The following is a 13469-nucleotide window of genomic DNA, read 5'->3' on the forward strand; positions in this document are numbered from 1 at the left end:
GGAAATCAAATAAAGGTTTGTTTGAAGTTTTGACAGTAAAAAATAGGTTTTGTCACAGGCTTAGCACTTGTTTAAGCTCTTTTGCAAGCGTTGTAACGGACGTGAATTATAAGTTGCCAGTGAGTTCTGAACAAATTGAAGGGTAAAACCAATGCAATATACGGCAAAGGCTAAAAAGATTCCAGTTTAAAAAGTAAAAAAATAGTTTGAAAAATTTTGACTTTTAAAACTATTAATGTATATTTGGTGTATAGAAACGAATTTTCATTGAAAATCAATCATTTGCGTATGGAAATCGCAGTTTTCACCAGCAAGAAAGGAACCAAAGTAGTGACGGCGATGGATCTGCACCAAGCGCTGGAGCTAAGCAACCATCATTACGGCGTGAATGTAAGGCGCTGGCTAAAGGATGTTTATCAGTTTCAGGATGGCATTCGGCGCCCCGTGGTCATGAAGGATTACGCAATACGCAGACAAAAAGATGCAGTTGTATTGGAGGATTACTACCTCTCCATAGAATTGGCCAAATTGATTGCCTTACAATCCAAAAGTAAGGTCAAGCTCAAACTGGCTCGTTACCTGCAAGAAATAGAAGCCTCAGAAGGCAGTCAAATGCCTTTGGACAAAGAAGAAGTGCTCAACATGATCGAACTGGTCAAAGCCATGAGCATGCGTTCTTGTCAAGAGTCCGCCGAACAACGCCATATGGAAGTATACGCTGCCCGCAATGGCAATTCTACAGGCAATTGGTGGAATTACCGCTCCAGTCTCATGGGCTTTAATGCTGAAGATTTGCGCACGCGCCTCGAGACCAAAGGAGTAAGTAGCAAAGGCAAAACGCAACGCCAAATGTTGCAATACCTCGACCCGCTGGAAACCATCCGCGCGGCCATTGTAGATCATTTTATGGCACTAGGCAAAACGGCGGGCTTCTCCCGGGCGATGGGCGATTTGGCAAAAAATCTGGCTACCCAATTGGAGCTAGAAATTTTTGACGATCGTTTGGCGGGCAATATGTTTGCTCCTGAAATCAATACCGCCTTGGTCCAACAAGTGAAAACACTACAAAGAGAACGGGCTTAATCGCTCATTAAATGGCTGATCAAGAAGGGATTTGACCAATACAAGACAGAGTTTGCTGTTTTTTTAGTTTGTATATGAACTTTTTTTTCGCTTTCGAGTTGAAATCTAAGTTTTTCCATAACAAGCACATTGTAGCAGCAGAGACTCTTACCTTATTGGTCTCTGCTTTTTTTTTGTATTGAGCTCCTTGCCTTTGTTAGTTGTATGCTAACACACTAACTTTTTCTTACACGATAAGCTTTGTTAGATAAAGACTCTAGGACGTAGTCCCACAACTTCTCATAGGGAATGATTTCAATTTCTGCACGGATAAATTTATTCGAATCTGATTCCAAGCGTTTTTTTAGTTTGGTGGTCTTCCGCATCACTGCCTCTCGATGAAAGTTACCGGCGGGGATACTCAACAACATTTTGATGAAACAATTGCTGCGAAACGTTTCGCCTTGTCTTAGGTAACGGGAGCAGAAGCGACCAATATTTTCAAAGTTTTCTTGGGCCTGGTTGTACTTTTTTTCCTTGAGGGTAATTAATATTTGAATGATTAGAATGGGAATGTACATTCCTTTTTTGTCCTTTGAAAAGATCGGAGTGTCGTTCAGGAACCGATATATTCTGAATCTGGACAGTGTTTGATCTTCTTCAGGAAGCACTAATTCTTCATTAAAGCTTAAATAATACAAATATGCCTCGTATATTTTCCATACTTCGGCGGCGGCGGCAGAAAGAAATTGTACCCTGCGGTGGGTGGTCGTTTCTTTGAAAATTTCAAAAGCTTGTTGATATTCTCTCGTGTTCATGCACAATAAAAAATAGTATTCCTGGTGTTTGAACCAGTTAAAACTACCTGGCTCTAGGTATTCCAGGCAAGAAGTAGCGGCTTTTTGGCCTTCTTCAAACCTCAAAAGTTGGGTATAGGCGATGAGTTGATGGTGGTAGGCGATTTGTAATGGAACTGACGCTTTGTAGGGTTTGTTGAGAAAAAATTGAATCGATTCCTGGCATAAATTAATCATCCCTTCCCAATCGTATTTGGAGGAATGAATGACTTGTTGAATCAACATGCCACACAAATGCAGGCGAAAACTTTTATGTTTAGCAAGCGAGTCTTCAATTTGTTTATAAAATTCAATGGCCATGGAATGGGTTTCCTCCAGGATGGTTTGGCTGTTGACGTAGCGCAACACCAGTTCCATATACAGTTCTTCGGCTAGATTTTCTTCTATCCAGACTTTTTCACACTGCTTAAACAAGTCATTGTACAGTTCGTACTTCTTGATGTTTCCTTCTCGGGTGGCATAATGCAAGCGCAGAATGCGTGTGATGTCCATGACCAGGTCGGTAAAGTCGAATTTTTCAGCCTTTTTCAGCAATTTATGGCACAATTCGATGCCGATGTAATTGGCATTTTTGGCCAACAAAATTTTGGCTGCCGCCCAGATTTTGCAACTTTCATGGTACGCTCGTTGGCGCTCGTTGTAATCAGACTGGGGCAAATCAAAGAAAAATACCGTATTGAGCAAGCCACGGCGCAACTTGCGCCGCAAGCGCTGATAAGCCTGATCGGCAGCATCCACGTTCAATACTTTTTGCGCTGCATCCTGGTCTGAATTGAACTCCTTGTTCAAAATGCCGTTTAATAGTGCACTGAGTGGAGAATTGTCACTGCGGTTTTCCTGTACCAACTCTACTTCTTTGACCTTCGTATTGTGCACCATCTCGGCCAACTCATATAAGGCCTTCATAAGCAATACAGTATTTTACAGCTTTTTGGTTAAAAGCTAAGCGTTAACAATCAGAGGATAACATGGGTGTGATGCGAATGGAATACTAGAGCCGCCTTCTCAACGGTTTTGATATGAAATTTAGGCTAAGTTACTAACTTTGCCTATAACTACAAATACAAATTTTCTGAATGAAGGTTTTAATCATCGAAGATGAGTTGCCTGCTGCGCGCCGCATTGAGCAATTGATTCGCCAACAACGGTCACAGGTAGAAGTCCTGGCCGTGATTGATTCGATTACCGAAGCCGTGAAATGGTTCGCTCAAAACCCTGCTCCTGAGCTAATTTTGATGGACATTCACTTGGCCGACGGCTTGAGTTTCGACATTTTTCAGTCGATCCAAATCCAGTCAATGGTCATTTTCACCACCGCCTATGACCAATACGCCATTCGGGCTTTTAAAGTCAATAGCATTGATTATTTGTTGAAACCCATCGATGCCCTGGAGCTCAAAAGTGCACTAGATAAGTACGATCAGATGCGGGGGCAAACCGCGAGTTTCGATTATTCGATGCTCAATGGGATGTTGGACAGTCTGAAAAACCGGAATTATCGGGAACGTTTTTTGGTCAAGTTTGGCAATGCTTTCACTTATATTCAGGCACAAGAAATGCGTTTTTGTTATGCCGAGGATAGCCTGGTTTTTACCCGCCTGGCCGATGGCAAAAAATACTCCCTTGATCACACACTGGAACAATTGGAACAATTGTTGAATCCTACCCATTTTTTCAGGATCAACCGCAAAATTTTGCTACACATCGAAGCGGTAGACAAAATTCACCCTTATTTCAACAATCGGCTCAAGCTGGAATTGCAGCCCAGTCCGGGTTTTGAGATCGTGGTGAGTCGAGAGCGGGTGCAGGATTTTAAAAACTGGATTGATCAATAAAAACATGAGTCATCCCGAATTTTTGAAAAGTCAAAATCGGGCATAACCCTAATCGCGGAGCGATTGAATTTAGAATAGCCCCGGTCGTCCGGGGTAAATAGTTGGGTCAAATTGGCGGCAACCACGGCAGTGGTTGAACTCAATTGAGCAAAAAGTTCAACCGCATCCGCGGTTTGTTATCCCAAAAATTCGGGATGACTCATGTCTATTCGCTAGCTTTTGCTTCTTTAAACATGCTCTTAGTTGCTGAGCAGAATTTTGCTCTCACCTTCCAATTTTATGCCTGTACTTTCCTCGTAGATTTTTCGGTATTTTTCAAACAAGGCCTCCGGCATTTTATTGCCGTCGATCTTGAGGTACTTGTCCGTTAATTCAAAGGAATAACGGCTACCCGATTTGATCAATTCATCTCTGATCAGAGTTGACTCAATGCGTTCTCTCGTGCTACCACCCCAAGCCTTCTTGGGCATAAAAGGAAGCTGCATTTTTAAGTCGCCAGGCTCCATGTTAAATTTTGGCCCTTCAAAATGAAACTGTCTGTCGCCTAACTTGTGCTTCAACTCGTCCAATTGGATGTGTACATTGCCAAGTTTGTGCTTCAATTTGCGCATTTGTGCGGTGTCCAGTTTTAGCCTAACAGAATCAAAATATATATTGACCGATTCCCCACGAAAATTAAAATTAGGTCTAAAAAAAGCCACCTCAGTGGAATCCATTCCATCAATCACAATCGAGCGATCAAAGCCAAGCGGGCTATCAACCCAGCTGTATTTAAATTCAGGTTTCATTTTCCAATTGTAACCCATGCCTTTTTTAGGTCCTTCAATAATGATGTGGTCATCGCCATTGTGGTAATAGTAATATCCATCACCTTTGGGAGGCATAGGTACTTTGGGGGGTGCAGGAATGTGCGGTGGAGGCACATCACCTGGTACTCCCGGTGGGGGCATTTTGGGGAAAGATGGCGGTGGGGGCGGCGGCGGTACCGAAGCAATGATGTCATTGAGGGTTTCCTCGTAGCTGTTGTACTCAGCAGCGGGTATCGTTTTGCCATCAACGATCAATTCCTGGATTTTTTGGTCCAAAATTTTGGCTTCAATTTTTTTGCCATCGCGATTGGTGCGAATGGTAATTTTGCCCTCTGGCAAAGTGTCAGCAGGTACATTTGCCATGGGTGCTACAAGGCTAGCAGAACTTACCGAAATGGCGGTTCTTTCCCGGTTGGACTCAGGCACTTTGCGTTCAGCTTTGAGGTTCATACACACCAGCATAAGGGCCAGCATGCCAGTAACCATTATTTTTTCACTCATGTCGGACGTATTTACGGGTTGTTGTAAAATGCGTTGAATGCGGGTGAGCAACAATTTCTTTTTCCTCAGGGCGGCCATGGCCAACTGGGGCGTGAAGCCCTGTTTCATTTCTTTGATGCAGACCAGGGCTTTGGCGTATTCCAAGTTGTTTTGACAAAGCGCTACCGCAATGTCATCGCAACAATGCTCTCGCTCAATGCGAATGCAACTGGAAATCCACCATACGCCAGGATTGAAATAAAATAAGGCTTCAATTAGGGTTTGCAAAAGGTTCAACAAATAGTCGCGGCGGTATACATGCGCCAATTCATGTGCCAGAATGGCCTCGACCTGATCGATGCTCAAACCCGCCAGCAGCCCCACGGGTACCAATATCAAAGGTTTGAAGTGCCCAATCACCACTGGCGACTGGATGCGCAGCGATTCCAAAATGGCCACTGGCCGCTTAATCTTGAGCTTCTGCGCCAATTCGCGCAACATTTCTTCCCACTCCTCCTGTACGGGCCGGATGCCTTGGTAGCGCAATTGCCGGATGTAAGCCAATCCGCCCAGCATGCGCAACATAAAGAAGGTCAAACCACAAAGCCACACTGTGACAATCAGCGGCAACTGTTGGTTGAAATAATCGGTAAAACGACCTTGCCAGTACTGCAAAAAACTTTCAGGGGTAGGTGTTTCTGATCCACCGAATTGAGCCAAGGTGATCAAACCTAGATCTACTTGCAGCATCGACTTCTGGAAATAGTGATAAAAGGTAGCACCTCCCGCCACCAACACCAACAATAGTGCTATCCCGGCGCAGCTATACCGCCAATGGGCCAGTCGGCGTGGCGTGCTGATCAGGACGATCGACAAGATCAAAGCAATCGTTAATGCTTGCCACAAGGAGTGAACCACCGTCCAACCTGTGGCGTAGATGAGTGCATCGGTGTAGTTGCTTTCCATTTTAGTTGAAAAGTTTAGGGTTAAAAAGTTGAAATGAAGGGCTAAAAGCCTAAAAAGTTTGCATTGAACGGAGGGAATGAAACCCTCTTTTCAACTATAAACTCCTCAACTTTTCAACTTTTTCAATCAATGCTTTTATTTCTTGCAATTCCTCTGTCGAAGCATCGTGATCACCCAAAGCTTGCATGACCATTTGCATGGCCGAGCCTTGAAAAGCGGTATCAACCAGGCGCTGAAGCATATTGCGTTGCACGTCGGTTTGTTCCATTGCGGCGCTGTAGATGTGGGTACGCGCATCGGCATTACGGGTGACCAGGCCTTTTTCAGCAAACATGATTTGCAACAGCTTCAACGTTGTAGTGTACCCTATTTCTTTGCTGCCATCGGTGCGTCGCTCATTGAGCTTATCGTTGACCTCCCGGACCGTTGCCGTGCCTTGTTCCCATAGCACGGTAAGGATTTCCAGTTCAGCCTCGGTGGGTTGTGGTATTTCGTTTGTTCTCATCTTCTCGGTGATTACGAAGGATTTCGTACACAAATATATACGAAGCTTTTCGTAATTGCAAATTTTTCTTACGAAGGATTTCGTAGTTGTTGTAAAGGACAGGGAACCCTTCAGAAAGGTTGCATACAATTCCGCCACTTTTTGCGTAAAAAAAATGGCCAGTTCAAAAGCCTGATCTCCAAAAAGAAGATCACCAATGCTTTTGAACTGGCCAAATCTTTAGCCTGATGAGCCTAGCAGATTGGCTCATCTATTGATTTAACTCCTTGTTTTTAATCCTTATAAAAGATCCACTTGGCAAATTCCTTAAAGGTTCCCTTTTTGCCATACAGCAAAATACCTACTCGATAAATTCGACCAGACAACCAGACAAAAAACACTGAAGTACCAATCAACACCAGCACGGAAGTAATGATTTGCCAGGCCGGCGGATTGCTCGCCAGAATTGCGGGCATCACAATGGGTGAAAACAAAGGAAAAATTGAAGAAAACACCGCTAAACTGGAGGTTGGCGTTTCTACCGCTTTGATCATGATGTAGATGGCCAGTACCACTGGAATGACGATTGGAATCGTCAGGGTTTGAGCCTCACCCATGTCGTCTCCAATGGCCGAACCTACCGCAGCAAACATGGAAGAATACAAGAAATACCCCCCCAGGAAATAGACGATAAACAGCGGCAAAATCAAACTCCAGCGGATATTGCCTACCTCGTTCATAGCGGCCATCACCAGGGCTTGCGTATCATCGGGATTGATGGCGGGTGCGCCGGGGCCCATCGGCATCTGTTGTTCGGGATCGAAACCCATCGTAACTTGTGCAATGGTGATCAATAGTGGAATCAGGATCGCCCAAATGAGCACCTGGGTAAGTCCTACTGCACCCACTCCGATAATTTTACCCATCATCATCTGGAAGGGTTTCACCGAAGAAACCATAACCTCTACAATGCGGTTGGTTTTTTCCTCCATGACCGAGCGCATCACCATGGAGCCATAAATGAATACGGCCATGTACATGATGAATCCCATGATAAACCCGATCCCCGCACCAACGGCACTGGTGAGATTGGTGGCATCCTTGCCTCCTTCTTCGATGGGTTCGGGTTCTACATCCACTGAAGTGTTGAGTGCCTCTAGTTGTTTGCGCTCCAATTTGAGGGCATCAATTTTATAGTCACGCAGGGCATCTCTGACCCGGTCTTTGATGTGTACTTCGGTTTCAAGCGTCGATTGCCCGTCAGTGTAGTAGTACACCATATAATCTTTGCTGAACAAGTTGTCAATTTTGGGCAAAAGCAGGATGCCATCATAGCCAGTGTTTTTGAAATTTTTGCGCAACTGTGCCAGCGGCTTTTCTTCAAATTTGAAATACAGGCCTTTTTCGTCCTTCAGCGCTCCTTTGAGGATACCACTTTCATCGATGACTGCAATTTTTTTAGAATCATCACTTTCGTAAGAAAAAATAAGGCTGGCAACTACAAAAAAGGCCACAAACGCCAAAGGAGTAACCAAGGTGGCGATGATGAAAGAAGGGCGGGTTACCCGCGTGAGGTATTCCCGTTTTATGATGAGAAAAAGTTTATCCATGACTGTTGATTTGAGTAGTGCGAAATAGAGTTACTTAGCCTGTGGGTGATTTTTTTCCACCGCCTGAATAAAAATTTCATTCAAAGAAGGCATGATCTCGTTGAAAGCGCTGATCTGAACCCCTTGCCCCAGGAGGTATTGGAGCAAAGCGCTGGAGTTGCCCCCTTCCGCCAAACCAACCACTAGTGAACTCGGTTGTTGGTCAACTACTTCAAATCCGGGCGGCAAAGTCCCTTTCCATTCTTCAGCAAAATCAACCTTGAATCGGTTTTGTTTAAAACTGTTGCGGATGGTTTTCACTGGGCCATTGAGGATGTTTTGACCCTGGTCGATCAGTACGATATTGTCACAAATTTCTTCAACCTGCTCCATGCGGTGGGTTGAAAAAATGATGCTGACCCCCTTGGCGCGTAAATCGGCGATTTCGTCTTTAAGCAAATTGGTATTGATCGGGTCCAGACCGGTGAAGGGTTCGTCGAGGATAATCAGCTTGGGATTGTGTAGAACAGTAGAGATGAACTGAATTTTTTGTTGCATCCCCTTGGAGAGTTCTTCAATTTTTTTGCCCCACCAATCCATCACCTCAAATTTCTCCATCCAGTACTTGAGCGCCAGTTTGGTATCGCTGGCGGAAAGCCCCTTTAAGCGCGCCAGGTAAGTGAGTTGTTCGCCCACTTTCATTTTTTTATAGAGGCCACGTTCTTCGGGCATGTAGCCGATCTGCTCAGGGTGGCGGCTGTTGAGGGCTTGACCATCGAGAAAAACCTTGCCGCTATCCGCCCGAGTAATGGTGGTAATGATGCGGATCAGCGAGGTTTTGCCGGCACCATTGGGACCCAACAAGCCAAAGATGGAGGCGCGCGGCACGCCAAAACTGACGTCGTTCACCGCAATCTTTTTTTCGTAGGTCTTCACTACGTTTTGTAAGTCGAGAATTAGATCCATGTGCTGCTAGATGAGAACTTTTAGAACAAGTCTTTACAAATCAGTTAGAAAATTAGTATATTTAAGGGCAGTAGTGCAGAATTTCGGATGTACATCCCTGTTTAGAGGACAAAAGTACATTTTCTATTCGTGACCCCACCCCCGGGTTTACGTCAAATAACCATTGATTATTTCATCCAACCCATCATTGCTATGAAAAATATTGCGCTGTTTTGTGCAATCTGTTCCGTTGTCAGTTTCATCCCCATGCAGGGTCAGGATACGATGACTCGGCCAAGTTTTACCCCCAAAGGGATCGATATTCCAGAGGATTACGATATCGCTCAAACCAATACCTTACGCGTCAGTCTGCCCAATGTAGATGAAAAACTAGTGAAGCGGGTATGGTCTTCTTTTGCCCGTACTCAATTGCGCAGCAAAGTGCGTTACGACCGCAAAACCAAACAGCACCTGGCTGATCAGGCGCAGATCAAATCATACGGCGAGACGAACCTAGAATACGCCAGCCGCCAATCGGGCAAGGATGTCAATTTTGAAATCTCCTTCCGTGAAAACAATTATGTGGAAATGGAAGTAGGTGGTTTCTCGCAGCAACGCAGCATCAATGCCACCAACCTACAACGCAACCGCGCTGCCCGGGGTGTATTGGAAGATTTCGCCCGTGAAGTACGCCGCGAACAAACCCGCCTCGAATTGGTGAATGAAGAGAAGAACATGAAAAAAATGGAAAGCCAATTGCGCACCTTAAAAAATGCCAATACCCGCTACCATCAGGAAATCAAACAGGCCGAAGAGCGGATCGCAAAAGCCAAATCCAACATTTCTCAAAATGAGAAGGATCAGGTGGATACGCAAAAGAAACTCCAGGATCAGCAAAAGATGGTCGAAATGGTGAAGCGTAAGATGAGTAGCATTTAATCCAAATCCTGAATTGTATTCTACCCAGATGTAAGCTTCGGCTGGCATCTACCTCATACACAATGTATTAAGAGAGAACTTTACGTTCGGCCTGTTCTGGTTTACCGGGACAGGTCTTTTTATTTTAGCTTAACTTTGGATCAAAAAATGAAGAACCTATACCTGCTTTACATTGGCTTATTGCTCAGCCTGCTCATGATGGTACTCATTTGTGGGCCGCACTCTTGTGAATGGGGAAACGGCGTTTATTTTGGATTTGGGGTTTTGGTTTTTTTGTTTTTATTACTATTCCCTTTTCTCCACAAGAGCTTGAGCATGGGGCAAAAAATCGGATCCGCATTGGGTATAGGGGTATTGTGGCTGATCTTGTGGGTAGGTGGTTTTTTATTGGGGGATTTTAGCATTTTGTGTCGCTTGTTTTGATAGCGGATATTTCTGATTTAATAAGTTTTTAAATCGATAAAAAGAAAAAAATAGTTTCATTTCCCCTTTTCCCCAAATCACCTTATCTTCCGCCTTGGAAACAAAAAGTCGCCATGTCAGATAAAAAACTGTTCCTGCTGGACGGACATGCGTTGGTCTACCGCGCACACTTCGCCTTCATCACCCGCCCGCTTATCAACTCCAAAGGAGTCAATACCTCCGCCATCAATGGCTTTGTGAATCAGTTGTGGGATTTGATGCGCAATGAAAAACCCACCCACATTGCTGTTGCCTTTGACCCACATGGCCCTACCTTTCGGCACGAAATGTACGAGCCCTATAAAGCCAATCGCGAAGAACAGCCCCAGGACATCGGCATTGCCCTCCCCTGGATTGAAAAAATTGTGCGGGGCATGAACATCCCCATCGTCATGGTGCAAGGCTACGAAGCGGATGACGTCATAGGTACCCTGGCTAAGCAGGCCGAAACCGAAGGCTACAAAGTATACATGGTTACCCCCGATAAAGACTATGGCCAGTTGGTTTCCGAAAACGTTTTTATGTACAAACCCTCCCGCCAGGGCAATGGCATCGAGATCATGGGGGTGAAGGAAGTATGTGAAAATTGGGGCATCAAACGGGTGGAACAGGTCATCGATATCCTCGGCCTCATGGGCGATTCGGTCGACAACATCCCCGGCATACCCGGGGTAGGCGAAAAAACCGCCGCCAAACTCCTCGATCGTTTTGACACCATCGAAGGAGTAATCGCCAATGTCAATGAACTCAAGGGTAAAGAAAAAGAACGGGTAGAACAATACGCCGAACAGGCCTTGTTGTCCAAAAAACTAGCGATAATCGACACCCAGGTGCCGATCCAGTTTGACGCCAATCAGTACATCATCGATCCGCCCAACCGGGAAGTGTTGTCAGAAATTTTTAAAGAATTAGAGTTTCGCTCAATCGCCAAGCGGATCTTAGGCGAAGACGATGGCGGAACCAGCCCCAGCCAACCCGGCCCCGGCCAGCAAGGTTCCCTTTTTGGCGATATCGAACCTGGGCCCGCACCGCTCAAAGGTTCCAATTTGCCTTCCCACTTGGTAGCCGAAAAGACCATCGAAAATACCCCGCACCAATACCACCTAGTCAATACACCTGAAGCCATCCAAAAACTGGCTGCGGATTTGGCGAAACAAACGGAGTTTTGTTTTGACACCGAAACCACCCACGTAGAGCCGACTCAGGCTGAGTTGGTGGGCATGTCTTTTGCCTACCAGTCGGGAGAAGCCTTTTACGTGCCCGTACCCGCAGGCAAGGAGAAGGCACAAGCGCTGGTGGAGATTTTCCGCCCAGTGTTGGAGGATGAAAAAATCGCCAAAATCGCCCAAAACCTCAAGTACGACGCCATAGTATTCAAGTGGTACGGTGTAGAAATTCGGGGTGCCTATTTCGACACCATGGTGGCCCATTACTTGCTGGAGCCCGAAATGCGCCACGGTATGGATTATCTCGCGGAAACCTACCTGAGTTATTCCCCCGTTTCGATCGGAACATTGATCGGCAAAGGCAAAGGGCAGCTAAATATGCGCGATGTGCCCGTGGAGAAGGTCAGTGACTACGCCGCCGAAGATGCCGACATTACCCTACAATTGAAACTACTGTTTGCGCCAAAACTCGCTGAAAGTGGCGTGCAACCGCTTTTTGATGCCATCGAATGCCCACTCATCAAAGTTCTCGCCGAACTGGAATACGCAGGGGTGCGCATCGATAGCAATTATCTCGCCGACTATTCCCAGGAATTGGAGGCGCAAATCCTCGACCTGGAAAAATCCATTTACGAACAGGCCGGGGTGAGGTTCAACATCGGATCGCCCAAACAAGTAGGCGATTTGTTGTTCGAACGCCTGAAAATACCCTACAAAGGTGCCAAAACCAAAACTGGTCAATATTCCACCGACGAAGACAAGTTGCAAGAACTGGCCCCAGAGTTTCCGATCATCCAAACCATCCTGAACTTCCGCGGGCTGAGCAAACTTAAGTCAACCTATGTAGACGCCTTGCCCAAGATGGTCAACCCGCGCACTGGACGGATTCACTCTTCTTTCAATCAGGCATTGGCGGCAACCGGGCGTTTGAGCTCGAACAACCCAAACCTGCAAAACATACCAGTACGTACTCCGGAAGGTGCCAAAGTGCGCCGTGCGTTTATCCCACGCGACGAAAATCATACGCTGTTGTCTGCGGATTATTCACAAATCGAATTGCGCTTGATCGCCGAAATCAGCGAGGATGCGGCCATGCTGGATGCTTTCCAAAATGGCCAGGACATCCACACGGCCACCGCCGCCAAGGTGTTCAATGTGCCCTTTGAAGAAGTAACCCGCGAACAACGTTACCAAGCCAAAACGGTCAATTTTAGCATCGTCTACGGAGCTGGAGCTACCAATCTTTCGCGCCAACTCAGCATCAAACGCACCGAGGCCAAAGAATTGATCGACGCTTATTTTTCCCAATACAAAGGACTCAAAGTCTACATGGATAGCGTAGTGGAAGATGCCCGCAAGAGTGGCTACGTCACTACCCTGATGGGCCGCCGCCGCTACATCCGCGATATCAACTCCAAAAGTTCGCTCGAACGCAGCAACGCCGAGCGCATCGCTGTGAATACGCCCGTACAAGGTTCTGCTGCCGATATGATCAAAGTAGCGATGGTCAACATCCATCAGGAATTGTTGAACCGAGGCCTACAAACCAAAATGATCATGCAGGTGCATGACGAATTGGTTTTTGACGTGCCCAATGAGGAACTGGAAATTGTGAAACCAATCATTTTAGAAAAAATGCGCACTGCGCTGCCTCAATTGAAGGTACCGATTGAAGTGGGACTGGGTACTGGGCAGAATTGGTTGGAGGCGCATTAAAAGACCTTGATTAGCCAGAGCTACCACCACAATCCCGTTACTGAGCTAGTTAATGAGTGACGAGTACGTGAGTACATGACTTAAGAGTTTAGAAGTGGGCTACCGCAGCGACTTGTTCAGCATTGCATGTCTAAGTCGCTGCGGTAGCCCACTTCTAAA

At 45.9% G+C, this 13469-nt stretch carries 10 protein-coding genes; 5 read left to right on the plus strand and 5 right to left on the minus strand.

Annotation, left to right across the window (positions count from 1 at the left end; genetic code table 11):
* Positions 1-288: 288 nt before the first annotated feature.
* Positions 289-1083, plus strand: a complete 795-nt coding sequence (locus ACEW9O_RS20845) for a hypothetical protein (protein WP_373552134.1) — start codon at positions 289-291, stop codon at positions 1081-1083.
* Positions 1084-1298: 215 nt separating this feature from the next.
* Here the strand turns inward: ACEW9O_RS20845 and ACEW9O_RS20850 are convergent, their stop codons facing one another.
* On the minus strand, positions 1299-2825 hold the full coding sequence (locus tag ACEW9O_RS20850; protein WP_373552135.1) for a hypothetical protein: 1527 nt from the start codon (positions 2823-2825) through the stop codon (positions 1299-1301).
* 170 nt (positions 2826-2995) lie between these two features.
* Between ACEW9O_RS20850 and ACEW9O_RS20855 the strand changes: the two genes are divergently transcribed.
* A complete protein-coding gene (locus tag ACEW9O_RS20855) occupies positions 2996-3754 on the plus strand; it encodes a LytR/AlgR family response regulator transcription factor (protein ID WP_373552136.1) in 759 nt (252 codons plus the stop codon).
* 239 nt (positions 3755-3993) lie between these two features.
* Here the strand turns inward: ACEW9O_RS20855 and ACEW9O_RS20860 are convergent, their stop codons facing one another.
* From ACEW9O_RS20860 to ACEW9O_RS20875, 4 genes are all read right to left on the minus strand, one after another.
* Positions 3994-6009 (minus strand): M56 family metallopeptidase, encoded by a 2016-nt coding sequence (locus ACEW9O_RS20860; RefSeq protein WP_373552137.1) that lies wholly within the window; start codon positions 6007-6009, stop codon positions 3994-3996.
* Positions 6010-6103: 94 nt separating this feature from the next.
* Entirely contained in the window at positions 6104-6514 is a 411-nt protein-coding gene (locus tag ACEW9O_RS20865; RefSeq protein ID WP_373552138.1) for a BlaI/MecI/CopY family transcriptional regulator, read from the minus strand.
* A gap of 272 nt (positions 6515-6786) precedes the next feature.
* On the minus strand, positions 6787-8103 hold the full coding sequence (locus ACEW9O_RS20870) for an ABC transporter permease (RefSeq protein ID WP_373552139.1): 1317 nt from the start codon (positions 8101-8103) through the stop codon (positions 6787-6789).
* Between the two features lie 30 nt (positions 8104-8133).
* Entirely contained in the window at positions 8134-9048 is a 915-nt protein-coding gene (locus ACEW9O_RS20875) for an ABC transporter ATP-binding protein (protein ID WP_373552140.1), read from the minus strand.
* A gap of 192 nt (positions 9049-9240) precedes the next feature.
* Here ACEW9O_RS20875 and ACEW9O_RS20880 point away from each other — a divergent pair, with 192 nt between their 5' ends.
* The 3 genes from ACEW9O_RS20880 to polA all read left to right on the plus strand — a co-directional run bounded on the left by ACEW9O_RS20880 (position 9241) and on the right by polA (position 13310).
* Positions 9241-9966, plus strand: coding sequence for a hypothetical protein (locus tag ACEW9O_RS20880; RefSeq protein WP_373552141.1), 726 nt, complete (start codon positions 9241-9243; stop codon positions 9964-9966).
* Between the two features lie 147 nt (positions 9967-10113).
* Positions 10114-10389, plus strand: a complete 276-nt coding sequence (locus ACEW9O_RS20885) for a hypothetical protein (protein ID WP_373552142.1) — start codon at positions 10114-10116, stop codon at positions 10387-10389.
* Positions 10390-10502: 113 nt separating this feature from the next.
* A complete protein-coding gene (gene polA / locus ACEW9O_RS20890) occupies positions 10503-13310 on the plus strand; it encodes a DNA polymerase I (protein WP_373552143.1) in 2808 nt (935 codons plus the stop codon).
* Positions 13311-13469 lie beyond the last annotated feature (159 nt).

Source organism: Haliscomenobacter sp., assembly GCF_041740695.1.
GTDB lineage: Bacteria > Bacteroidota > Bacteroidia > Chitinophagales > Saprospiraceae > Haliscomenobacter.

Excerpts from the sequence above, each read along its gene's own strand:
- ACEW9O_RS20845 (WP_373552134.1), top strand. The coding sequence starts at position 289 with ATGGAAATCGCAGTTTTCACCAGCAAGAAAGGAACCAAAGTAGTGACG.
- ACEW9O_RS20850 (WP_373552135.1), bottom strand. The coding sequence starts at position 2,825 with ATGAAGGCCTTATATGAGTTGGCCGAGATGGTGCACAATACGAAGGTC.
- ACEW9O_RS20855 (WP_373552136.1), top strand. The coding sequence starts at position 2,996 with ATGAAGGTTTTAATCATCGAAGATGAGTTGCCTGCTGCGCGCCGCATT.
- ACEW9O_RS20860 (WP_373552137.1), bottom strand. The coding sequence starts at position 6,009 with ATGGAAAGCAACTACACCGATGCACTCATCTACGCCACAGGTTGGACG.
- ACEW9O_RS20865 (WP_373552138.1), bottom strand. The coding sequence starts at position 6,514 with ATGAGAACAAACGAAATACCACAACCCACCGAGGCTGAACTGGAAATC.
- ACEW9O_RS20870 (WP_373552139.1), bottom strand. The coding sequence starts at position 8,103 with ATGGATAAACTTTTTCTCATCATAAAACGGGAATACCTCACGCGGGTA.
- ACEW9O_RS20875 (WP_373552140.1), bottom strand. The coding sequence starts at position 9,048 with ATGGATCTAATTCTCGACTTACAAAACGTAGTGAAGACCTACGAAAAA.
- ACEW9O_RS20880 (WP_373552141.1), top strand. The coding sequence starts at position 9,241 with ATGAAAAATATTGCGCTGTTTTGTGCAATCTGTTCCGTTGTCAGTTTC.
- ACEW9O_RS20885 (WP_373552142.1), top strand. The coding sequence starts at position 10,114 with ATGAAGAACCTATACCTGCTTTACATTGGCTTATTGCTCAGCCTGCTC.
- polA (WP_373552143.1), top strand. The coding sequence starts at position 10,503 with ATGTCAGATAAAAAACTGTTCCTGCTGGACGGACATGCGTTGGTCTAC.